This window comes from Stenotrophomonas sp. P5_A8, from assembly GCF_056400545.1.
Genome location: NZ_JBFULB010000024.1, coordinates 1 through 21,838, shown reverse-complemented (window position 1 = coordinate 21,838; position 21,838 = coordinate 1). Strand labels below are relative to the sequence as shown.

20 protein-coding genes are annotated in these 21,838 nt (G+C 67.0%); 7 read left to right on the top strand and 13 right to left on the bottom strand.

Annotated elements, in window-relative coordinates:
• Positions 1–225: 225 nt before the first annotated feature.
• The 11 genes from AC1DQP_RS03435 to AC1DQP_RS03385 all read right to left on the bottom strand — a co-directional run bounded on the left by AC1DQP_RS03435 (position 226) and on the right by AC1DQP_RS03385 (position 12,971).
• Positions 226–1,149 carry an IS110 family RNA-guided transposase gene (locus AC1DQP_RS03435; protein ID WP_478051106.1) on the bottom strand — a complete coding sequence of 308 codons (924 nt, stop codon included), beginning with the start codon at positions 1,147–1,149 and terminating at the stop codon, positions 226–228.
• A gap of 427 nt (positions 1,150–1,576) precedes the next feature.
• Positions 1,577–2,944, bottom strand: coding sequence for a 2-oxoadipate dioxygenase/decarboxylase HglS (gene hglS, locus AC1DQP_RS03430; protein ID WP_457318861.1), 1,368 nt, complete (start codon positions 2,942–2,944; stop codon positions 1,577–1,579).
• 278 nt (positions 2,945–3,222) lie between these two features.
• Positions 3,223–3,768 (bottom strand): hypothetical protein, encoded by a 546-nt coding sequence (locus tag AC1DQP_RS03425; protein ID WP_256775067.1) that lies wholly within the window; start codon positions 3,766–3,768, stop codon positions 3,223–3,225.
• Positions 3,769–3,799: 31 nt separating this feature from the next.
• Entirely contained in the window at positions 3,800–4,549 is a 750-nt protein-coding gene (locus AC1DQP_RS03420) for an HAD family hydrolase (protein ID WP_457318860.1), read from the bottom strand.
• Positions 4,550–4,597: 48 nt separating this feature from the next.
• Entirely contained in the window at positions 4,598–5,011 is a 414-nt protein-coding gene (locus tag AC1DQP_RS03415; RefSeq protein WP_457318859.1) for a hypothetical protein, read from the bottom strand.
• Between the two features lie 104 nt (positions 5,012–5,115).
• Complete coding sequence (locus AC1DQP_RS03410; RefSeq protein WP_256775064.1) at positions 5,116–5,535, bottom strand: EF-hand domain-containing protein; 420 nt, start codon at positions 5,533–5,535, stop codon at positions 5,116–5,118.
• 220 nt (positions 5,536–5,755) lie between these two features.
• Positions 5,756–6,133, bottom strand: a complete 378-nt coding sequence (locus AC1DQP_RS03405) for a hypothetical protein (protein ID WP_256775063.1) — start codon at positions 6,131–6,133, stop codon at positions 5,756–5,758.
• 58 nt (positions 6,134–6,191) lie between these two features.
• The gene (locus AC1DQP_RS03400) at positions 6,192–6,926 is read right to left on the bottom strand and encodes a M15 family metallopeptidase (RefSeq protein WP_457318857.1); all 735 of its coding nucleotides are present in this window, start codon (positions 6,924–6,926) and stop codon (positions 6,192–6,194) included.
• Positions 6,880–8,427 (bottom strand): serine hydrolase, encoded by a 1,548-nt coding sequence (locus AC1DQP_RS03395; protein WP_478051105.1) that lies wholly within the window; start codon positions 8,425–8,427, stop codon positions 6,880–6,882. The genes AC1DQP_RS03400 and AC1DQP_RS03395 overlap by 47 nt, the downstream gene beginning before the upstream one ends.
• 13 nt (positions 8,428–8,440) lie before the next feature.
• Positions 8,441–11,440: a TonB-dependent receptor gene (locus tag AC1DQP_RS03390; RefSeq protein WP_478051104.1), complete on the bottom strand. Its 3,000-nt coding sequence runs from the start codon at positions 11,438–11,440 to the stop codon at positions 8,441–8,443.
• A gap of 43 nt (positions 11,441–11,483) precedes the next feature.
• On the bottom strand, positions 11,484–12,971 hold the full coding sequence (locus tag AC1DQP_RS03385; RefSeq protein ID WP_478051103.1) for a transglutaminase-like domain-containing protein: 1,488 nt from the start codon (positions 12,969–12,971) through the stop codon (positions 11,484–11,486).
• Between the two features lie 137 nt (positions 12,972–13,108).
• On the opposite strand from AC1DQP_RS03385, the gene AC1DQP_RS03380 reads away from it, so the two are divergent.
• The 6 genes from AC1DQP_RS03380 (at position 13,109) to AC1DQP_RS03355 (ending at position 19,222) form a co-directional block, all read left to right on the top strand.
• On the top strand, positions 13,109–14,545 hold the full coding sequence (locus AC1DQP_RS03380; RefSeq protein ID WP_457318055.1) for a C40 family peptidase: 1,437 nt from the start codon (positions 13,109–13,111) through the stop codon (positions 14,543–14,545).
• Positions 14,542–15,648 carry a dipeptide epimerase gene (locus AC1DQP_RS03375; protein ID WP_478051102.1) on the top strand — a complete coding sequence of 369 codons (1,107 nt, stop codon included), beginning with the start codon at positions 14,542–14,544 and terminating at the stop codon, positions 15,646–15,648. Before AC1DQP_RS03380 ends, AC1DQP_RS03375 begins: the two co-directional genes overlap by 4 nt.
• 135 nt (positions 15,649–15,783) lie before the next feature.
• Positions 15,784–16,632, top strand: coding sequence for a MurR/RpiR family transcriptional regulator (locus AC1DQP_RS03370; protein ID WP_478051101.1), 849 nt, complete (start codon positions 15,784–15,786; stop codon positions 16,630–16,632).
• A 30-nt stretch (positions 16,633–16,662) separates the two neighbouring features.
• The gene (locus tag AC1DQP_RS03365) at positions 16,663–17,472 is read left to right on the top strand and encodes a L,D-transpeptidase family protein (RefSeq protein ID WP_457318052.1); all 810 of its coding nucleotides are present in this window, start codon (positions 16,663–16,665) and stop codon (positions 17,470–17,472) included.
• Positions 17,469–18,767, top strand: coding sequence for an APC family permease (locus AC1DQP_RS03360; protein WP_457318051.1), 1,299 nt, complete (start codon positions 17,469–17,471; stop codon positions 18,765–18,767). Before AC1DQP_RS03365 ends, AC1DQP_RS03360 begins: the two co-directional genes overlap by 4 nt.
• A gap of 107 nt (positions 18,768–18,874) precedes the next feature.
• Positions 18,875–19,222 (top strand): hypothetical protein, encoded by a 348-nt coding sequence (locus tag AC1DQP_RS03355; RefSeq protein ID WP_312236904.1) that lies wholly within the window; start codon positions 18,875–18,877, stop codon positions 19,220–19,222.
• A gap of 26 nt (positions 19,223–19,248) precedes the next feature.
• Here the strand turns inward: AC1DQP_RS03355 and yiaA are convergent, their stop codons facing one another.
• Entirely contained in the window at positions 19,249–19,686 is a 438-nt protein-coding gene (gene yiaA, locus AC1DQP_RS03350; protein ID WP_256775055.1) for an inner membrane protein YiaA, read from the bottom strand.
• Positions 19,687–19,862: 176 nt separating this feature from the next.
• On the opposite strand from yiaA, the gene AC1DQP_RS03345 reads away from it, so the two are divergent.
• Positions 19,863–21,011: a PQQ-dependent sugar dehydrogenase gene (locus AC1DQP_RS03345; protein ID WP_457318050.1), complete on the top strand. Its 1,149-nt coding sequence runs from the start codon at positions 19,863–19,865 to the stop codon at positions 21,009–21,011.
• 54 nt (positions 21,012–21,065) lie between these two features.
• Here AC1DQP_RS03345 and AC1DQP_RS03340 read toward each other — a convergent pair whose 3' ends face one another.
• Positions 21,066–21,692, bottom strand: a complete 627-nt coding sequence (locus AC1DQP_RS03340; RefSeq protein ID WP_457318049.1) for a hypothetical protein — start codon at positions 21,690–21,692, stop codon at positions 21,066–21,068.
• Positions 21,693–21,838 lie beyond the last annotated feature (146 nt).

Below are 21,838 nucleotides of genomic sequence, written 5' to 3'. Positions count from 1 at the left end.
GTGTTGACCAGCGCCCGCCTGATCCGTGGCTGAGGCGGCGGGCACGCCGGTGCGGGACACGCCGGGAACCCATCCATGGGGTCTCGTTTCCGCCCGTCCGGGGTTCCAACGGCCCCGCACCGACCTGCCCGCCGCCTCCGGGCGGTTTCCTGCGCGCGCGGTGAGCGGTAGGTGCCGGCCGTTGGCCGGCACGCTTTTGCCCTTCATGTTGTCCGCTCAAGGCGTTCAGGCTGGGCGCATGGCGGCTCTTTCATCGCGCACGCGCGCGTTGAGGATGACCAGCATCTTGCGCATCACAGCTACCAGGGCCACCTTTCCTTCCTTGCCACGTGCACGCAGCGACCTGTAAAAATCACGCAGACGCGGCTCGTGACGGGCGGCGGACATGGCCGCCATGTAGAGCGCCTTCCGGACGTCGGCTCGGCCTCCTTTGATCCCGCGTTTGCCACGCACGGTGCCGCTGTCGTGCGACAGCGGGGCGACGCCTACCAATCTGGCGATCTGCTTTCCGCCAAGGGTTCCCAGCTCTGGCAACCGGCACATCAGTACCGCCAGCAACACCGGGCCCACGCCCTTGAGCGTCTTCAACGCCGCCAAGTGAGGGTGTTGGATGAGCAGCGTCTTCAGCTGCTCGGCGATCAGCACATCCAGCCGCGCCACGCTGCRCACGAGCTGTTTGATGTTGCCCTGAAGCATCTTTCGCAGAGGCTTGTCCGCCACTGGCAGCAGCTGCTGCTTTGCCATCTTCAACAGCTCGATGACCTGCCGGCGGGCACGAACATGCTCGCCCAGGTGGCGCTGCCATGGCTCCAGCGGAACGTAGGGATGAAGGTCTATTTTCTCTGCCATGTAGGCCAGCATGGCCGCATCCAGCCTGTCGGTCTTGGCCTTCCCCAAGGTGTTGGCCAAGCTGCGCGCCCGCTGCGCATTGGCACGGGCGACCGGTAGTGCAGCCTGGTGCAGGGCATCCAGTGCGGCCAGCTCGTAGCCGCCGGTGGCCTCCAGCACCACCTGCTTCACAGACATCGTATTCAGCCAYCTCACCAACTTGCAGTGACCGGCTGCGGTGTTGGTGAACTGACGGGCCTGGCCTTGAAAGACCGCAACATCCAGGTATTTTTTGCACACATCGATCCCGATTCCGCTCATGGGAAATCTCCGCTAGGCTGGATAGGTCGAGAGCTCCCCCGCTTGCCCAGTCTTATCACTTCGAGTGCTACCTCGAGCAACTGTTCGGGCGGACCAAGGGAGATTCCGGCGTGGGCGCCAAGCTACAAGTCGATCGTCGAGATCCAGGCTCCTACGGCGGCCCACGCCGGCTCTCGACGCCTACGCTGCCAGATTCCAAACAGATAAGGCTCCTGGGCAAAATAAAGGAGGAGGCCGCCACGCGGCCGGGGGACATTTGCGCCAGGGGCCTATCGGCCGCCACGGGGGCCTCACGCTCGCGACCAGCCCGATCGGCGACGCCAGCCCATCCAAACGGCCTGCACACCCGGCCACCCGCGTAGCGTCGTGCTCCCCCCTCATCAATCGCGGCGGATGCCACGGCGGTCGATCGGGATGCGCCCCTACCTCAGGCGGCGCGCAGGGTCGCCAACGATTCGGCCTGCAGACTGTCGTAGATGGCGAACTCGTCTTCGACCCGCATGCCCAACGCCTGCTCGAACGCGTCGCGGTTGTCATGCGCGGCATAGGCGCGCTGCTCTTCGCCGCCGAGGTTGGACTGGAAGATGCCTGCGGCGCTGACCGGCAGGAAATCTTCGTAGACGATCGGGTCGGCGCTGGCCAGGCCGGCGGCGATCAGCGCTTCGGCCGGCAGATCGCCGATGGCAGCCAGGTTGCGGCGGCCCGCATCGGTGAGGGCGTAGCGGTAATAGCCGAGGCCTTCGCGGCGCAGGGTGTCGTGGTCGTCCGGGAAGGCGGTGAAGGCGGCCGCCAGGCGCGTCGGGTAGTCCTGGCCGGTGCTGCCGGCGCCTCCGCTGTCGCGTGCCTGGGCCAGCAGCTGGTCGTACAGCGCGCGGCCCTTGGGGGTGAGCGCCAGGCCGCGTTGTTCGATTTCGCCGAAGCGTGCGGTGTGGGTGCCCGCAAAGGCCGCATCACCCGACGGGAAACGCACGGTCTCTTCCAAGGCCTTGAAGCTGGTCTGGCGCAGCAGGATCGGGCAGCGACGCGGCGGCGGGCCTTCGACCACGGCCTTGGCGTCGATACCCCGAGCGAGCATGCCGGCCTGGGCGGCATCGATGTCCAGGGTGCGCGGGGTGAGGTGGTTGATGTGCGGGCCGCGGAAGCTGACCACGTCGGCGATCAGGCGATGCGCGTCATGCAGCGCATGGTAGGTGGCCAGCGACACGGTGGCATCGCCGTGCCAGCGGAAGGTTTCCAGCGATTCGATGACGAAGCGACGGGCGTCGGTTTCGTCCAGGCCTCCATCGCGCTCGGCCTGCGCGATCAACGCCAGCGCGGTGTCGGTGAAGATGCGGCGCTTGGCGAGGATGCGTGCCGATTCGTCGCGCAGTGCGGCGTCGTCGATCAGCTCCAGCCGCAGCAGCGAGGTGAACACGCGGAACGGGTTGTGTGCGAGCGCCTTGGCCGTGCGCGGGCGGAACGCGGTGGAATGCACCGGCACGCCGGCCACCGACAGGTCGTAATAGCCCACCGGGTGCATGCCCATGACCGCGAACAGGCGACCGAGCGTGGCCAGTTCCTCGGCGGTGCCGACGCGGATGGCGCCGTGGCGTTCCTGGTCCAGGCGTGCGCGTTCGTCATTGCGGTCCAGCTGGGCCACCAGCGCCGGATCGGCGGTGAGGACGGCGTCGTTGATCTCGGCCACCAGGTCGACCAGGGTGCCGTAGAGCGGCACTTCGGTGCGGTACATGGTGGACATCGCCTGGGCGAACAGGCTGCGGATATCGTCGGGTGAAACGAAACGGTCGGCGCTCATTACGTACTCGGCAACGGATCACGGGGGAGGTGCAGCAATCGCGCATTGTCGCCGAGGCCGTGGGTAATCGCGATCTGCACAGCAGCAAAGGGGGGCGACGTGGGGCGGGTACGAACGGCAGCCACGCATGGCGTGGCTCTACCCGGGGTTGGGCCACGGGGTGTTGGGGATGCGGGGATGCAGGGGTCTGCGCGAAGGGCAGCCACGCATGGCGTGGCTCTACCGGGTGGCGGCGTGGGCCGGGGGTAGAGCCACGCCATGCGTGGCTGCGCGGTGGCTCAGGGGCCGGGGTCGGCGGCGGCAGCGTTGCGCTGGCGCTGGGCGCGGTCACCGAGCTGGCGCTGCAGGGTGGCGTCGAGTTTGATCGGGCGGTCCCAGTGGTCGTGGCTGGCGACGATGGCCTGGCGTACGGCGCGCCAGTGCAGGTTGGTCGGCGTGACCGGCAAATCGCTGACCACTGCCTCCCAACGCTTGGGCTCCCCCTCCTCCGGCGTGGCGCGGGTCCAGGCCTGCACGCTGTCGCGGCAGGAACGCGCGATCGCCTTGGCCCAGAAGCAGGCGAAGTAGATGTCGCCGGCCTGCCAGCCATGGGTATACATCAGCGCGGCAATGTAGCCGCGCGACACGCCGCTGTAGCGCGCCACCTCGTCCAGGAAACTGTCCGGGTAGCGCTCGGCGTAATGGTTGATGTCGCGCAACTGGCCATCGACCCAGGCATCGCCGGTGTCCACGACGTAGGCCTCGGACTTTTCGGCGGTCTGCTGCGCCGATGCGGCCAGGGGCAGCACGGCCAGCAGCAGCACCAGCAGCGTGCGCAGGATCATGACCACATACCTTTGCCGCGCTGCATGTCGGTCAGCCCCGGCTGGCTTTGGCTTGGATACTGCGCAGCGCCTGCGGCCAGTCGAAGGCGGTGGGCGCATCGACCATGCGCGGCTCATCGTCGGCTACGCCGTGCTGGGTTTCATGCGCCCAGGTCACCGCGTACGGGGTGTGGATGCCCCAACCGCCCAAGGTGATCACCGGCTCGATATCCGAGCGCAGCGAGTTGCCGACCATGCAGAAGCGCTGGATCGGCAGGTTGAATTCCTCAAGCACGCGCGCGTAGGTTTCCGGGTCCTTCTCGGACACGATCTCGATGCGCGGGAACAGATCGCGCAGGTTGGCCAGCTTGATCTTGGCTTCCTGGTGGAACAGGTCGCCCTTGGTGATCAGCACCACGGGATGATCGCGGGCGATCTCGGTGACCGATTCCCGCACACCGTCGATCAGTTCGACCGGATGGCGCAGGGTGTCATGGCCGATGTCCAGGATCTGCTGCAGGTCGCGCGCGGTGATCATCTGCCGGGTGATCTCGATGGCCGCTTCGACCATGGACAGGGTCATGCCCTTGACCCCATAACCGAACACCCCGAGGTTGCGCTGCTGCACTTCCAGCAGGTGGCGCGCGGTCTGGGTGTCGTGCACGTCGATATAGCGCGACAGGATGTCGAGGTAGTCCTGCTCGGCCTTGCGGTAGTACTCCTCGCTCTTCCACAGCGTGTCGTCACCGTCAAAACCGACCAGGCCGATGGCGCCGGTGGGCGCAGGCGTGGAGGTCATCATCGGGCAAGGATAGCAACAGCGCCCGGTGGACCCAATGACCGTGTCGGCTCAGTGGCCGAAGGGGCGCGGGCCGGCCCAGCCGAGCACGCCCGGGTGTGGCAGATCGATACGGGTGATCAGCCAGTCGCCCGGGCCGCGCCAGCTGAGTTCACGGTAGCTGGCCGCCACGTGGCCGCTTTCCTGCCACCACGCCATCAATGCGGCGGGCGACTCGGGATCGTGCGGCTGGTACTGGAAAGGCAAGCCGTGCGCGTTGAGGTTGGTCAGCGCCGCGCGCAATGCCGGATTGGCCCAGCGCGGGCCGTGGTCATCGAAGGCAACGGTGTCGAAAACGGTGTCGGCCTGTCCGCCCGCGACCAGCACGATCTGGCCGGGCCGCAGATGCGAGACACGCTGCGGCGCCCGTTCGCCCGGCGCAGGGAAATACACATCAAAAGGAAGCCGACGGCCGGGATGTTGCATGCGGCCATCATAAAAGAAGGGCGGCCGTAGCCGCCCTTCCCCCTCACTGCCGTTCACCGGTGTCCAGCGGTGTTGGGCCCTTGCCTGCACGTTGACGCGATGGATCAGTTACCCGGCTGCGCGCCGCTGCCACTGGCGGCCTTGCCCTGCTGGGCGGCCACGTACGACTTGTACTCATCCGGCGAAAGCTCGCCGTCCTTGTTGCTGTCGGCCTGATCGAACACCTGTGCCAGGCCCGCATTGACCTGCGCCTCGGTCTTGCTGATGGTGCCGTTGCCGTCGGTGTCCACGCTGGCCCAGGTCTGGCCACCGCCACCGTTGGCCTGCTGCGACGCCTGCGCCGCAGCGCCCGCTGCCGAATCTGCCGCCTGGCCGGCCTGCGCAGCGGCCTGCTGGGCCTGCGCGGCCTGGTTCTGTGCCTGCGCGGCGCTCTGCTGGGCGGACTGGGCCATCGCCGGAATGGCCAGCACACTGCCTGCGGCGACGATCAGGGCGATCAGGGGCTTGCGGTTGCGAATAGTCATTTGGGTGGTCTCCTTTGGGGATGTCGCACGGTTCGTTGTTTCCGCACGACTTCCACCCTGCCAGCCCGTTTGTGAATCGACATTGCGCCGCAATCGGCACCCGCACACGGTCTTAACCACCTGCGCGCAGGCGTCGATTACCGCAGTGGTTAGGTGTGGGTGAGTGCGGAGTAACACACGCATTCAACCGGCCCGGATTTAACCGGATGCAAACGAATTGTCAGGTGTCGCTGGCGTTTTTTTCGCCTGAGCGCGAACTGAACAGAAGCCACCCTGCCGCAACACCGAACAGCGCACCGGCCACTTCCAGCACCACCCGCGAGCCGAGTTCGTTCGGATCGTGGACGGTGGCCAGGAACAAGCGCGCATACAGCGGCGACTCCAGCCGCATGATGCCCATGTAGAACAGCTTCCACGCGTCGATGCCAGCCGAGGCGATCACCGCGATCACGCACGCCCAGCCGATCGCGTGCCCGGCGTTCCAACCAACGGCGCGGCACAACCGCTGCCACAGCGCATACACCAGCAGGCCGACCAGCAGCGCGATAAGCCCCGCTTCCAGCGTTCCGAGCAATCCAAAGTGCAGCGGCAGGTTCATCGTGATCCGGGCGGTCGGTGAGCGCACAGTGTAGCGGCCCACCTTGCCGCCACGGGGGTCAGCGCACGGGGACGTCGTAGGCGGTGTGCGGGTCCGGCTCGGGCGTGAGGGTGTAGTGCCACCATTCCTGCGGGTAGTTCTCAAAGCCCTGGCGGCCCATCACCTGGCGCAGCTTCTGCCGATTGAGATACTGCTGCGGGGTGACATCGGGCGCATCGGTATGCGCACGCGGACCGAAGAAGTCGAAGTCGGTGCCCATGTCCAGCGCGGTGCAGGTGCCGCTGCGGCAATCCACCAGCGTGAGGTCCACGGTAGCGGCGCGACTGTGCCCGGAGGTCTGGGCGATGTAGCCGCCGAGCAGCGCCGGCTTGTCCAGGCCCGGATACTGCTGGGCCTTCCGCGACTGTTCCAGCGGGTCGTTGGTCCAGTCCACGAAGGCCTGCACCGACTGCGCGGGGCGATAACAGTCGAACAGCCGCAGGCCGTATCCGTCGGCACGCAGGTCCGCTTCAACCTTGGCCAGCGCGGTGGCCGCAGGCTTGAGCAGGTAGCACTTGGCGGCGTCGTAGCCGGGCACGCGGCGGCCGGTGAAATTGTTGGCCCCGGCATAGCGCAGGTCCAGGTCGATATCCGGGGCGAGGCTGCGGATGTCGACCATGCCGGCCTGTTCGGGGGTGCGTACCAGCGCGATCCGCACCGGCTGGGCGGCCGCGCCAAAGGCGACGAACAGGGCGATCAGTGCGGTGCTAGAGGCAATCGCCGATACGGGTGAACTGCAGGTCCTGGTAGTCATAGCTGAAGTCGATATCCGGGTCGATGGCACGCAACGTAAGCGTTGTCGGTGTGCCCGGCTCAACCTGCAGCCAGGGTTCGGCGTCCGACCCGAGGGTATCCCACTGCACCAGCCAGCGGCTACCGAGCTGCATCACCCGGCCCTGGAGCCCGGGCGACTTGTCCACGCTGAAGCGGAGTTGCCCACCCTGCGGGCAAAGGCTGGCCTGCCCCAGCCACGGGTCGCGGTAACGGCCCTGCCAGGCGCGGGGAGCGCCCGGGCCTGCCGGGCGCCGCGCGCGGGTATCGGGCCGCACCTGGCCGGCGTCGGTGCGTTGCTGCTGTTCCTGCCGCAGCAGGCGTGCGTAATCAAGGACACCGCGAGCCTGCGCCGGCGCGGTGTAGTGCTTCAATGCGGCCTGCATCAGCGCGGTGCGTGCATCCTCGGCATCACCGTTGATGAGGATCACCACGCCCACCTTGCGGTCCGGCAGCAGCGCCAGCGAGGAGTACATGCCCGACAGCGTGCCGGTGTGGGCCACCTTCCACTGCCCGTCCATGTCCGACAGGCGCCAACCGTAGCCGTAGGCGTAAAAGTGCGCGTTGTCCCACTGCCGTTGACGCGCACCGAGCGGCATCGGCATGTGCGCGGTCCACAGCGCGCGCCGTTGCGCGGCGCCCAACCAGCCCGGCACCACGGTCGGGTCCAGCAGCACCTGCATCCAGCGGGTCATGTCCTTGAGGCTGCAGCGGATGCCACCGGCGGCCATCGAAGGCAGGTCCGGGCTGGTATCGCCATCGGCCTGGACCACGACGTTGCGCCCGTCGCGACGGGTATGCGGCTGGGCGACGTTGCCGACGTGGGCCACCGACCACGCACCGACCTGGCAGCGGTCCATGCCCAGCGGCACGAACACTTCCTCGCGCAGCAACTGGTCATACGGCTTGCCGCCGGCGGCGGCGGCCACTTCACCGGCCACCACATACATCAGGTTGTCGTAGGCGTAGCCGCTGCGGAAGCTGGTGACCGGCTTGAGGTGCGCCAGCCCGGCGATGATGTCCTGGCGGGTGAAGGTGTTGGKCTCCGGCCACAGCATCAAGTCGCCGGCGCCCAGCCCCAGTCCACTGTTGTGGATGAGCAGATCGCGCACCTGCATCTGCCGGGTGACCCAGGGATCGTGCATGCGGAACTGCGGCAGGTACCTGATCACCGGATCGTCCCAGCGCAAGGCCCCGCGGTCGACCAGCCGCGCCAGCAGTGCGGCGGTCATGGCCTTGCTGTTGGAGGCGATCTTGAACAGGGTGTCGGGGTCGATGGCCTCGCCACTGCCGCTGCGTCGCTCGCCAGCCGTGCGCTGGTAGACCACCTGGCCGTCTTCAACCACCGCCATCGCCAGGCCCGGCAGCGCGTACTGCTGCCGGGCCTGGTCGAACATCGGATCGAACGCGGCCGGTGACGCCGCGACGGTGCCGGTGGCCATTGCCAGCCCCACCAGCACCGCCGTCCACGTCGCCTGCGTCATGCCGGCGATGCCATCAGTAGTTCCAGGTCACCGTGAGCTGCGCATACCGTGGCGACTGGAAGCCGGTGCCATAGCCATACAACGGATTGGGCGTCCCGATGCTGTCCTGCGGCTCATAATCCTGGTCCACCGAGACGATGCGCTGCTGGTTGAGCACGTTGTAGACCGCCAGCTTGACGTTGATATCCAGTGGCACCGGGATCTTGTAGGCCACGCTCATGTCCAGGTCGTAGGTCCAGGGCGTGCGGCCGTCACCGCCACGCGGGGAATGCCCGAACACCCGCTCGGACGGCACCGTGGCCTGGCAGTTGGAGACGCACACGTAGTAGCTGTGGAAGTCGGTGGCGTCGAACGGGTTGCCGGCACCGAAGCGGGTGATCGGGCTGCCGGACTGCACGCCCAGCGTCGCGGCGACCGTGAGGTTCTCGGTCAGCGCATAGCTGCCGCGGAACTTGAACTGGTGGCGGCGATCGTTGGCCAGATAGCCGTAGCCGCGATAGTTGACCCACGGATTGTCGAAGTTTTCGGTGCGACCGGCATCGGCGAAGTCGGTGTCGGAGTTGACCGGTCCTTCGGCGTTGCCGCGGCCATAGGCCAACGTGTAGGACGCATTGAAGCCCCACGTGCCGTCCCATGCACGATCCACCTGCAGCTCCAGCGCTTTGTAATCGCGCTTGGGCGTGACCCACCCGCGCTGGCCGACGTAGTTGCCGTCGTCGTCATACAGCGCCCAGCCTTCGCGGGCCGTGTCGATATCGATCCAGGCATCGTTGCTGCCGTCGCAGTTGCTGTCGCCCCATACGGTGTTGGTGCGGCCGGGATTGCCCATGATCCAGACGCCGTCGATCGCCCCGCACTGGCCGGTCGCGGTGATGTTCATGTCATCGATGGCGTTGTGCAGGCGCCGGTAGGTGACGCTGGCGCCGACCGACCACGATGCACTGAGCATGTGCTGGAAGCCGAGGATGGCTTCATCCTGGTAGACCGGATCCATGTCGCGGTTCACTTCGGCGCGCAGGTCCGGCACGCTGCCGTCGCCCTGCGAGTTGTCCACCGGCCCGATCTGGCCGCCCAGGTTGGGGACGTTGTTGGACGCGCCGCTGTAACCGAGGAATTCATACCAGGTGCGCTCGTCCAGGAAGCCGCCGGCCTGCTTGATGTTGATCACGTTGGCCACGGGCAGGAAATAGCGCCCCAGGTTGCCGAATACCTTGGTGGTGCCATCGCCGCGCACGTCCCACGAGAAGCCCAGCCGGGGCGCGATCATGTCGTCGATCTTGATGTAGCTGTCGCCRTCGCCGCCCTTGTTGTCGAAGCCTTCCAAGCGTGCGCCGATGTTGAGCAGGACGTTCGGCGTGACCTGCCAGTTGTCTTCAAGGTAGTACGCCGAGTTGATGGTCTCGAACGATCCGGCCACTTCGTAGCGGCGGGTGCGCGCGACGAGTCCGCTGGCCGGCACCACGCCGCCGTTGAGGGAGCTGCCCGGGGTGCGGTAATAGATGTCGTAGCGCAGTCCACCGGGGCCGGGGTAGGCACGCTCGTAGTCGGAGGTGTTCTCTTCGCGGTCCAGGCCGAAGCGCAGCAGATGGTTGCCGAGGGTCCATTCGAAATCGGCGCGGGCGGCCTTGCGCGTATCCAGCGCCRATTCCAGCTGCGAGCTGCTGGTGCAGCTGCGGTCGCCCTGCAGGTCGGTGGGCACGCCCTGGCTGGCGGTGCGGTTGTCGAACACGCGGTTGCAGTTCTCATCCATGAGGCTGCTCTGGGTGCGGTTGCGCTTGTTCTCGCCGTACATCAGCTTCATGGTCAGGTCGTTGCTGACCTGCCAGCTGTAGGTACYGGACCAGTTCTTTCCACCCACCGTGTTGTAGACCTGGTTGGTGCGCTCGCCCACGGCCAGGCCGGTGTCGTAGTCGTAGCGGTAGACGTCGGTGACGGTATCGCTTTTGTCGGAGAAGCCGAACAGCGACAGCATCTGGTTGTCGGTAATCTGCCAGTCCAGCTTGCCGCCCCAGAACGGATCGTCGGCGGTGCCACGGTTGAGCACGGTGCCGGCGTCATTGGTGGAGTTGGGGGTGTAGTCGCGCGCTTCGTACATGCCGAAGAAAAACAGCTTGTCCTGCACCAGCGCACCGGAGGCGAACACGTTCAGCGCGCTGCGCGAATAGTCATCGCGGCGGGCGGTGATGTAGCGGCTGCCGTCGCCGTCGTAGCGGTCACGTGCCTGCGACTGCCACGCACGCGGCTCCAGCACCAGTTCCGCGCCGGCCTTGAAGTCGTTGCTGCCCGAGCGCGTCACCGCGTTGATGACCCCGCCGGTGCTGCGCCCGAATTCCACCGAGTAGCCCCCGGTCTTGACCTGGAACTCCTGGTAGAAGGAGAACGGCACCGAGGAGAAGCCGACCCGGTTATAGAAGTCGGTGACGTTCAGGCCGTTGATGTAGACGGTGTTCTCGGCCACCGAGGAGCCGCCGAAGGAAATGCCCTGCCCGCCCAGCGATCCCTTGCCCTTCACCGCCCCCGGCGCCAACAGCGCCACCGCGGTGATGTCGCGGTCCACCGGCAGCCGCGAGAGTTCTTCGCGGGTGATGTTGGTGGCCGATTCGGTCGACTTCACGTCCACCATCGACACCACCTGCGGCGCACGCACCTGCACCGTGCCCAGCGTGCTGACACCGCTGACCGGCACGTTCACCGTGGTGGCGCTACCCAGGCCGACGTTGACCTGGCCAACGCGCGCCGGGGCCCCGCCGGCAACGGCCACTTCCAGCTCGTAAGTGCCCACTGGCAGCAACGGGATGCGGTAGCTGCCATTGGCCTCGGCCCTCACCGAACGCACAAATCCCGTGGACGGATTGCGCACGGTGACCGTCGCGTTGTCCAGGCGTTGTCCCGAATCGGTGACCAGCTTGCCAACCACTGCGCCGTCCTGGGCCATCGCCATGGGCGCGACCGAGCCCAGGCAGGCCCCCAGGGCAACGCAGAGCGCGGCCCGCTTCAATCGATGTGCATTCATTCCCTGCTCTCTCCTGCAGATATGGAATCGTGGGTACCGCCGTTTACCGCGTTGCCCCCAGTGGCAYCACGTGCGACTGGGAGTCGTAGTTCCATTGATCGAAGTACAGGTTGCCGCCGGCCCACTCGACCTCACCGCGCTGCGAGTCCACCGTGTCCGAGCGCGGATGGCGCTTTGCCGGTTGCAGCGGCTGCTGGAAATCGTCGTTGAAGGCGATGCGGTAGGCATCGAGCCCGCCGAAGTAGAAATCGCGCAGTGCCGGCTGCGGGCTGTCCAGGCGCCCGGTGGTGACATCCATCGGCACCCAGCCATACGGCGCCAGGTACAGCGCGCCCCAGTCGTGCAGGTTGTTGTAGCCGACCGCGTCATCGGCGTAGACCATGCCCGACTGCCAGCGCGCGGGGATGCCATTGAGGCGCAGCAGCGCGATCAGCAGCAGCGTCTGTTGGCCACAGTCGGCGTGGCCGGCGTGCAGGGCGTAGTCGCTGATGTTGGAGATCGTGGAGTATTCCCGTGCGCCGGCCCAGGGAATCTGGTCCACCGCATCGAACAGTTTCTGCGCGATGCGGTACGGATTGGTTTCAGTACCGACCACGCGCTGCGAGAACGCGCGCAATGCCGGGGTGAACAGCACATGCGGCGCGCGTTCGGCCAGGAACGGCTGCAGTGCCGGGTCCTTCGGCGTGGGCAGAACCTTGGCCGGATCGATCGGGACATGCCGGGCGTACACGGTGACCGCGTAGCGGATCTCGAATGCGGTAGGCGTGCCGGCCACCGCCGTGCGCTCCAGGTAGGCAGTGCGCTGCAGGGCGCTTTCCGGCGCGATGCGCGCTCCGGTCGGGGTACTGGTGAGCCACTGGATATCTTCCTGCTGGCCGGCAATCGCGCGCGGATACGGAATCCAGGCACGGACGGACGCACCCGCAGGCACAGCATCGGCCTTGACCACCAGCGACTGGGTTACCTCCACGCGGCGCGGCACCACGCTGGTGGCACCACTGGCGCGGGCAGCGGCGACGATTTCTTCGTGGTGGGGGCCGAGCATCTCGAAGGGCCCGTCGGTCGGCAGTGGCACATCCGGCGCGCGCCGGGCGCGTGCTTCAGCGCTGATGCGGAACAGGTTGGATGGCGCACGCTTGAAGTAGCGGCGCTGGCCATCGATATCCAGGTGTTCGATCAACCCGGCCGCATCCCAGCGCGCGAACTCGTCATCGCGCAGGTCCGGGATCTGCCGGCGCAGCAGCGCCTTGGCCGCGTCGGCATCCAGGGTGAAGTCCAGTTGCATGCGGCGCATGCGCTCGCGCTGGAAGGTCAAGTCGTGGCGGGTGGCAGCGCTGAGCGTGGTGTCGTGCAGGGCCGCATCGATCTGCGCGGTGGCGGTGGCGAACGCACCGCGGTCGATCTGCGCGATCACCTCCGGCAGCGAAGCGCCGGCCCATGCGCACAGCGGCGGCAGCGCCAACAGCAGACAGGCTGCGGCGCGCCAGCGGGCGAAATGGAGCAAACGCGGTTTGCGTGCAGCGAAATCCACGGCGACACTTCCCAGGTGCGGGTGGTAATCGCTGTGTAACACGGGCCCGATGGGCGGTCAATAATTTATTCTTGCTTTCGATGAAAAAAGGAATAAATATTCCTGACGCTTCCGAGGAGGGTGACCGCTTGAGGATCCTGGCTTCCCCCAACCGCCCTGCGCGGCCGTCCTGGCTGGCCGGCGCACTGCTGGCCGCCCTGCTTGCCACCGGTCATGCCGCTGCCGAGGCGCCACGCCGCGCGGCCGACGCCGACTTCGGCGGCGTCATCGGCCTGCGCGAAGCCTATCTGGCGCCCGGCTTCTGGGCCCAGCGCGCGCCCAACGCCGACCAGCCCATCCTGGACCGCGCCGGCATCGCCGCGCAGAACGCACGGATGCGTGCCGAAGACCGCTCCATCCACGACCTGCGCGCCTTGCCGACACAGCTGCCGCGGGCACAGGTGCTGGCCGCGATCGAAACCCTGTCGACCTGGCCGGCCAAACCGCTGTACGGCGCGGACGGCCAGGGCATCAGCGCCGCCCAGCGCGGCGCCACCGTGGCCAACCTCGCCCTGGACGCGGTTCCGGCCCAGCGTCCGCTGCAGTACGGCCTGGTCACCCACCGCGCCGCCCTGCGCGCGTTCCCGACCACGCTGCGGGTGTTCACCACACAGGGCGATACCGATATCGACCGCTTCCAGGAATCGGCGCTGTTTCCGGGCGATGCGATAGCGGTGCTGCATGAGAGCGCCGATGGCCACTGGCTGTTCATCACCAGCGAGCGCTATTCGGCATGGATCGAGAAGCGCTTCGTCGGCCTCGGCGATGCGGCCACCGTGCTCGGTTACGCCCAGCGCGGTCCGTACCGTGTCATCACCGGCGCTACCGCCTTCACCGCCCCTACCCCGGAGGAGCCCCGCGTGTCGCGCCTACAGTTGGACATGGGCGTGCGCCTGCCGGTGATCGCCGACTGGCCGCAGGACAAGACCGTCAACGGCCAGCAGGCGCATGCCGCTTACGTGGTGCAACTGCCGGTGCGCAACGACGACGGTGGCCTGGCGCTGGTACCGGCGCTGCTGCCGCGCGCGCAGGACAGCGCCGCCGATTACCTGCCCCTGACCCCGCGCAACCTGATCACCCAGGCGTTCAAGTTCCTCGGCGAACGCTACGGCTGGGGCCACGACTACGACACCCGCGACTGCAGCGGCTTCGTCTCGGAGATCTACCGCAGCTTCGGCGTGCTGGTGCCGCGCAACACCAGCGCCCAAGCGGTCAGCCCGGCGCTGGACCGGATCGCCTTCGATCCAAAGGACGGCCAGGCCAAGCGCACCGCGGCGGTGGAACAGCTGCAGGTCGGCGACCTGGTTTACATCCCCGGGCACGTGATGGTCACCCTCGGCCATCTCGACGGCCGCACCTGGATGATCCACGACACCGCCGGGGGCAGCTGGTTCGGCGCCGACGGCACCCGCGTGCAGGCCCATCTCAACGGCGTGTCGGTGACCCCGCTGGAGCCGATGATGGCCAGCGACACCGTCAGCTACATCGACCGTATCACCAACATCCAGCGCATCCGGCCACAGACCCCTGAATGAAGATCACCGACATCGAACTGGGCATGCTGCGCGTGCCGCTGAAAACCCCCTTCAAGACCGCGCTGCGCACCGTGGACACCGTCGAGGACGTGGTGGTGCTGGTGCGCACCGACAGCGGCCACACCGGTTACGGCGAGGCCCCGGCGACGGCGGTGATCACCGGCGACACCCACGGGTCGATCATCGAGGCCATCAACAGCTTCATCAAGCCGCGCCTGATCGGCCAGGACGTGGCCAACCTCAACCGCGTGTGCGCGCTGATCCAATCCTCGCTGGAGCGCAACACCAGCGCCAAGGCCGCAGTGGAAATCGCGGTGTACGACCTGTGGGCGCAGCTGCACAACGCCCCGCTGTACCGCATGCTCGGCGGCGGCGATCCGGTGATCACCACCGACATCACCATCAGCGTGGACTACATCGACAAGATGGTGGCCGACTCGCTGTCGGCCMTCGACCGCGGCTTCGAGTCGCTGAAGATCAAGGTCGGCAAGGACATCGGGCTGGACATCGAGCGGGTCAAGGCGATCCATGCGGCGGTGCAGGGCCGGGCATTGCTGCGCCTGGATGCCAACCAGGGCTGGACCGCCAAGCAGGCGGTGCACGCGATGCGCGCACTGGAAGAGGCCGGCGTGGTGCTGGAACTGCTGGAGCAGCCGGTCAAGGCGGCCGACATCAGTGGGCTGAAGTACGTCACCGACCGGGTCAACACGCCGGTGATGGCCGATGAGAGCGTGTTCAATCCCGGCCAGGTGGTCGACCTGATCCAACAGCGCGCGGCGGACATCATCAACATCAAGCTGATGAAGACCGGCGGGCTGTCCAATGCGATCCGCATCGCCGACATCGCCGCGATCTACGGCGTGCCGTGCATGATCGGCTGCATGATCGAGTCGAGCATCAGCGTGGCCGCGGCCGTGCACCTGGCGGTGGCCAAGAGCGATGTGATCACCAAGGTCGACCTGGACGGCCCCTCGCTGGGGCAGTTCAACCCGGTCACCGGCGGGGTCAACTTCAACGAATCGGAGATCACCATCAGCGACGCACCGGGACTGGGCATCACTGAAGTGCGGGGGCTGGAGATGATCACGCCGCCGCGGTGGTGACCGTCTGCATTACTGCGGTAGAGCCACCCCATGGGTGGCTGCTCTTCGCGCGATCCTGTCCTGTGCAGCCGACCAACGGTCGGCTCTACCGGCCGCATTGCGTATGCTCTCCCCAACGGACCTGATGCCCTTTCCATGCCGCCCCTGGTGAAAATCCGCTCCGAGCGTGACCACATGTCGGCGATCGAACGCCGCATCGCCGACTTCATCCTCGACAACGCCCACCTGCTGCGCGATTACTCGTCCCAGCAGCTGGCCAGCGCGTTGGGGATCAGCCAGTCCAGCGTGGGCAAGTTCAGTCAAAAGCTGGGCTTCAAGGGCTATCCGGATCTGAAGTACTCCATCGGCGAGGCGGTCGCCCGCGCCGGTAGCGATCCCCAGTCACGCCCGCCTGCACCGGCCGATGCCAACGATTACGCGCAGATCGCCGAACGGCTGCGGCTGAGCAAGGCCGCCGCCGAACAGGAAACCCGGCTGGCCAATCCGCAGGCCGACGTGGAAACCATCGTGCAGCTGATCGACGCCGCACCCAAGCTGTTCGTCTACGGCCTGGGCGATGACGGCCTGTACGCACGCGAATTCGCCATGCGGCTGTCGCTGCTGGGCATGCTCACCGTGCACCACGCCGACCCGATCCTGATGATGGCCAACCTGTCGGCCGCGCGCGCCAACGATGCGATGCTGGTGTTCTCCGAATTTGGCAAGCTGCCGCAGCTGTTTCAGCTGTCGCGGCAGTTCCAGGACATGGGCGGCAAGGTGATCTCGATCACCCGGCACAGCGCCAACCCGCTGCGCGCGCACGCCGATGCCTCGCTGGTGGTGTGCGCGCACGACCCAGCGCCGCACGTGGCGCAACTGCTGTACCGTGCCTCGTTGCAGTCCCTGCTGGACTTCGTCTTCGTGCTGTTGTGCCACGCCAACCCGGACCGCCACCGCCAGCTCGGGGTGAACCTGGAACGGATCGAACACCTGATCGACACCTGATCGACACCTGGTCTTTTGGAGTCCGCCACGATGCTGCCGTTGTTCCGCTCCGTCTTCGCCGTCGTGCTGGCCGCCAGCGCCCTGCCTGCCACCGCGCTCACCCCGGCGGTGGGCCCACTGCAGGACCACCACCAGATGATCGTGGTCACCACCGAGGGCTGGGACGCCACCCAGGGCCGGTTGCAGGCCTATGTGCGCACGCCCAAGGGTTGGGCGCCCCACGGCGACGCATTCGAGGTGGCCGTGGGCCGCAACGGCAGCGCCTGGGGCGTGGGCGTGCTGCCGGCCCAGGGCGCTGCCGCGCATCCGCCCGGCGACCCGATAAAGCCCGGGGACCCGGTAAAACAGGAAGGCGATGGCCGCAGCCCGGCCGGCATCTTCAGCATCGGTCCGGCCTTCGGCTATGCGCCAAAGATCACCACGGCCCTGCCCTACCAGCCGATGCAGGCCAGCAGCTACTGCATGGACGTCCCCGATTCGCCGTACTACAACCGCATCGTCGATGCCGAGGTGGTGGGCACCGACGCCGTGGAAGGCTCCACCGAACCGATGCGGCTGGACCTGCACAACAAGGGCGATGCGCGCTATCGGGAGGGCTTTGTGATCGAGCACAACCCCAAAGCCGAACCGCGCCGCGGCAGCTGCATCTTCGCCCACCTGTGGCGCACGCCCGGTGAGCCGACCGCCGGCTGTACGGCGATGCAGCCCGAGCACATGCGCAGCCTGCTGGCCTGGCTGGACCCGGCCCAGCGCCCATTGTTCGTGCTGCTGCCGCGCGCGCAGTACCAGCAGCTGCAATACGACTGGAATCTGCCGGCACAACAGGACAACACGCGATGAGCACACCGGCCGATCCGCAACTGGAACGCGCGGTCAGCCGCTGGCAGATCGTCGGGCTGTCGATCAACGATGTGATCGGCAGCGGCATCTACCTGCTGCCGGCCGCCACCGTCGCCCTGCTCGGCCCCTTCAGCCTGTGGGGCGTGGTCGCGGCCGGCATCGTGGTCGCGCTGCTGGTGCTCTGTTATGCCCAGGCCGCCAGCTACTTCGACGAGCCCGGCGGCAGCTACCTGTATGCACGTGAGGCGTTCGGTCGGTTTGCCGGGTTCGAGATCGGCTGGATGATCTGGCTGACCCGGATCAGCTCGGCGGCAGCATTGAGCAATGCGCTGGCCGATGCAGTGGCGCGGTTCTGGCCGTGGGCCGGGCATGACCTGGGCCGGGTGGCGATCATCGTGGTGTCGCTGGGCTTTCTCACCGCCGTCAACGTGGCCGGGGTGCGCTCGGCCGCACGCACCGGGGTGATCCTGGTGATCGGCAAGCTGGTGCCCTTGCTGCTGTTCGTGGCGATCGGCGCGTTCTACGTGGACATGGACCTAGCCTTCTCCGGCGTGCGCCCGGACCCGCATGACCTGCAGCGCATGGGCGAGGCCGCGTTGCTGCTGCTGTATGCCTACGCCGGGTTCGAGAACATCCCGGCCGCTGCCGGTGAGTACAAGAACCCGCGCCGCGATATTCCGTTCGCGCTGATTACCATGATCGTCAGCGTCACCGTCATCTACGGGGCGGTGCAGCTGGTCGCGCAGGGCACCCTGGCCGGCCTGGCCAGTTCGCCGACGCCGCTGGCCGATGCGGCCTCCAGCTTCGGCGGCGAGGCGCTGGCGCTGATCCTCACCGTCGGCGCCACCATCTCCATCCTCGGCACCAACAGCAACACGATGATGATGGGGCCGCGCTTCCTGTTTGCGCTGGCCCGCGACGGCTACGGCCCCAAGCTGCTGGCGCAGGTGCATCCACGCTTCCGCACGCCAGCCGCGGCGATCATCACCCAGGGCCTGATCGCGCTGGCATTGGCACTGTCCGGTTCGTTCGTGCAGTTGGCACTGCTGTCGATGACCACGCGCCTGTTCGCCTACATCGGTACCGCCGCTGCGGTGCTGGTGCTCGCACGGCGTTTCCGCGACCGTCCCGGTGCATTGAAACTGCCCGGCGGCCCGCTGATCCCTATCCTGGCGCTGTTGCTGTGCGTGGCCCTGTTCGTCAGCGCCAGCTGGCAGAACATGGCCGCCGCCGGTATCGCCTTCGTGGTGGGGGCGGTCATCTACAAACTGCCGCGCAAGGAACCGCTGGGCTGAACCACGCCTGCGCAGCGAATGGCACTTGATCTGTCATTCACTCCACCGGTCCGCTGCGTTAACCGGCGTCTGGCTAGGCTGGAACCTCACCCAACCGGAGCTACCACATGCCTACTGATTATCAGATTCCCGGCCGGGTGCCGGAAGACGGCGTGCCGCGCCAGGCCGTGTCGGACTACTGGCGTGAGCGCTTTCCGAGCGAGCCGTATTACGACAACACCCAGTTCTTCGACGACTACGAGCCGGCTTACCAGCTCGGTCACCACTCGCGCGCCGATGATGTCATCCGCGCCTACGAGCAGGTGGAAGCCGAATTGCAGACGCGCTGGGCGCAGGAACACGGCAAGAGCAAGCTGACCTGGGAACAGGCGCGCAATGCGGTGCGCCGCGGCTGGGATGAATCCACCGCACTGCGCCAGGCCCATCTGGACAAGGGCGTGCCGCGCGGTACCTGAGGCAGCGCGCGACACGCCTGACAGCGTTACTCGCCGCTGGGCAGCGGCGGAATCGCACGCGCATCGGCACCCGCGGCCATCAGGTCGCGGGTGTTTTTCTGCACTGCCACCGCGCCAAACAGGCTCAACGCGAAGGCCATGCCGTAGAAGCCTTTCTCGCTCAGCAGCAGCGTGGCGTTCCACAGCCCCACCAGCAGCAACAGCAGAGACACCAGCAGCGCAAACCAGCACAGCGCGTAGTACAGGCCACTGACCGGAATACCTTCGACGCGATCGCGCACGCTCTTCTGCAGCGAGACGGCCGCGAACAGCCCGAACAACAGCAGGGTCAGGTAGTAGCCCTTTTCGTTGAGCACCATTTCCGCGTTGAACAGACCGACCAGATAAGCCGCCGCGCCCAGCAGCAGCGCCGCCCACGAGGCGGCGATGAACGCCGGGGAGGGTTTATGCACCTGTTGCTTCATTGATCCAACTCCATTTGATGGCGGCATGCCGCACCTGCCACCCCACGGGCGGCCCGCGGCAACGGTAGCCGATCCGGGCCCGCGCGCCTACCGGGGATGACGTATGGTCCACGCCGCGTTGATGGGCATGCTGTACAACCATGGCTGGCCATCGCATCCCCCTACGGAGATCCCCAATGACCCGCAAGCTCCTGCTTTCGCTCGCCGTCACTCTTACCCTGCCGCTGTTCACCACCGCCTGCGTGGCCGCCGACAAGGCCGCCGCCCCCGTGCTGGAAAAGGCGCAGTGGCCCTTCGCCGCCACCGAAGTGGCCAAATTCGACGAGCCTTGGGCGATGAGCTTCCTGCCCGACGGCAGCCTGCTGGTCAGCGAGAAGGCCGGCACGTTGAAGCACGTGGACCTCAAGACGGCTACGCGAGCCGACATCCGCGGCCTGCCCAAGGTGGCCTATGGCGGCCAGGGCGGGTTCGGCGACGTGCTGCCGCACCCGCAGTTCGCCCGCAATCAGCTGCTTTACGTCAGCTATGCCGAAGCCGGTGAAGGCGATACCCGGGGTGCCGCGGTGGCGCGCGCGCGTCTGGTCCTGGGCGCCGATGGCAGCGGCACGCTCAAGGACCTGAAGGTGATCTGGCGGCAGACGCCCAAGGTGGACGGCAAGGGCCATTTCGGTCATCGCCTGGCGTTCGGCCCGGACGGCAAACTGTGGATCACCTCCAGCGAACGCCAGCAGTTCGATCCGGCCCAGGACATGGCCAGCAACCTCGGCAAGATCGTGCGCCTGAACGACGACGGCAGCGTGCCCGCCGACAACCCGTTCGCCTCGCAGGGCGGCGTGGCCGCACAGGTCTGGTCGCTGGGGCACCGCAATGCACTGGGCATCGCCTTCGATGCGCGCGGCAAATTGTGGGTGCACGAGATGGGCCCGGCCGGCGGCGACGAACTCAACCTGATCGAGCGCGGCGCCAACTACGGCTATCCGATCGTGTCCAACGGCAACCATTACGACGGCCGCGATATTCCCGACCACGCCACACGCCCCGAATTCACAGCGCCCAAGGTGAGCTGGACCCCGGTGATTTCGCCGGCCGGTTTCATCATCTACAGCGGGACGCAGTTCCCGCAGTGGAAGGGCAGCGGCTTTATCGGCGGGCTGTCGTCCAAGGCGCTGGTGCGCGTGGCCTTCGACGGCGACAGCGCGCATGAAGCCGAACGCTTCAACATGGGCGAGCGCATCCGCGAAGTGGAGCAGGGCCCAGACGGTGCGATCTGGCTGCTGGAAGACGGCAAGAACGGGCGCCTGCTGAAGCTCACGCCCAAGGCGTGATCCTGACATGCCCGCCCTCCCGGTCCTCGAGGCCGGAAGGGCGGGCAGGGCCGGTCAATCCTGCACGGTGATGACCTTGACGTCCGAGCGGGTGCAGTCCTTGTCCAGGCACTTGCCGCCGATCCAGACCTGGCCCTTGCCGATCATCGCGCCTTCCCAGTTCACGAACAGCCCATCGAAGGTCTGCGCGGCGATCGCCTTGGCGATCTCCGGGGTGACGATCTGGCTGTATTCGCGCTTGAACGTGGCCGCATCGGCCACCTGGCGTTTCTTGCCGCCCACATGCACCAGCAGCGGATAGCGCATCAATGCCGCCACGGCATTGGTATCGTTGGCGGCGACACCGCGCTGCAGGTCGTTGAACAGCGCCTCGTACGCGTCGGCGTCGCCGAGCAGTTTTTCAATACGCTGGCGGGCATCGCCCTCGCCCTCTTCGGTGTCGATCGCATCGGACGCCTCGGGGCTGCCATTGGGCGGTGCCTGGGTGGCGGCATCCGGCGCAGGTTCGGCACCGGCATTCACCGCATCCGGCGACAGGCCGGCGGCCGGCACGTCGTCCCCGGGCGTGGCGGTGGTCGCCGGTGGCGAGGTAGCCGGTGCAGCGGCGTCCGCCGTCGGCGGCGCCGGCTGCGAACAGGCGGCCAGCAACAGGGTGGGTAACAGGATTCGGATCACACGCATGCTCGGCTCCGTCGATATCGCGAGGGCGCCAGCGTAACCGCGTTTACGTCAGCCGCCGATGATGACGAGTCCACCCGCCTGCCGCCGGGACGGCAGCCGCCGGCGACGACCAACGTAGAGCCGACCGTTGGTCGGCTGCTTCTGCG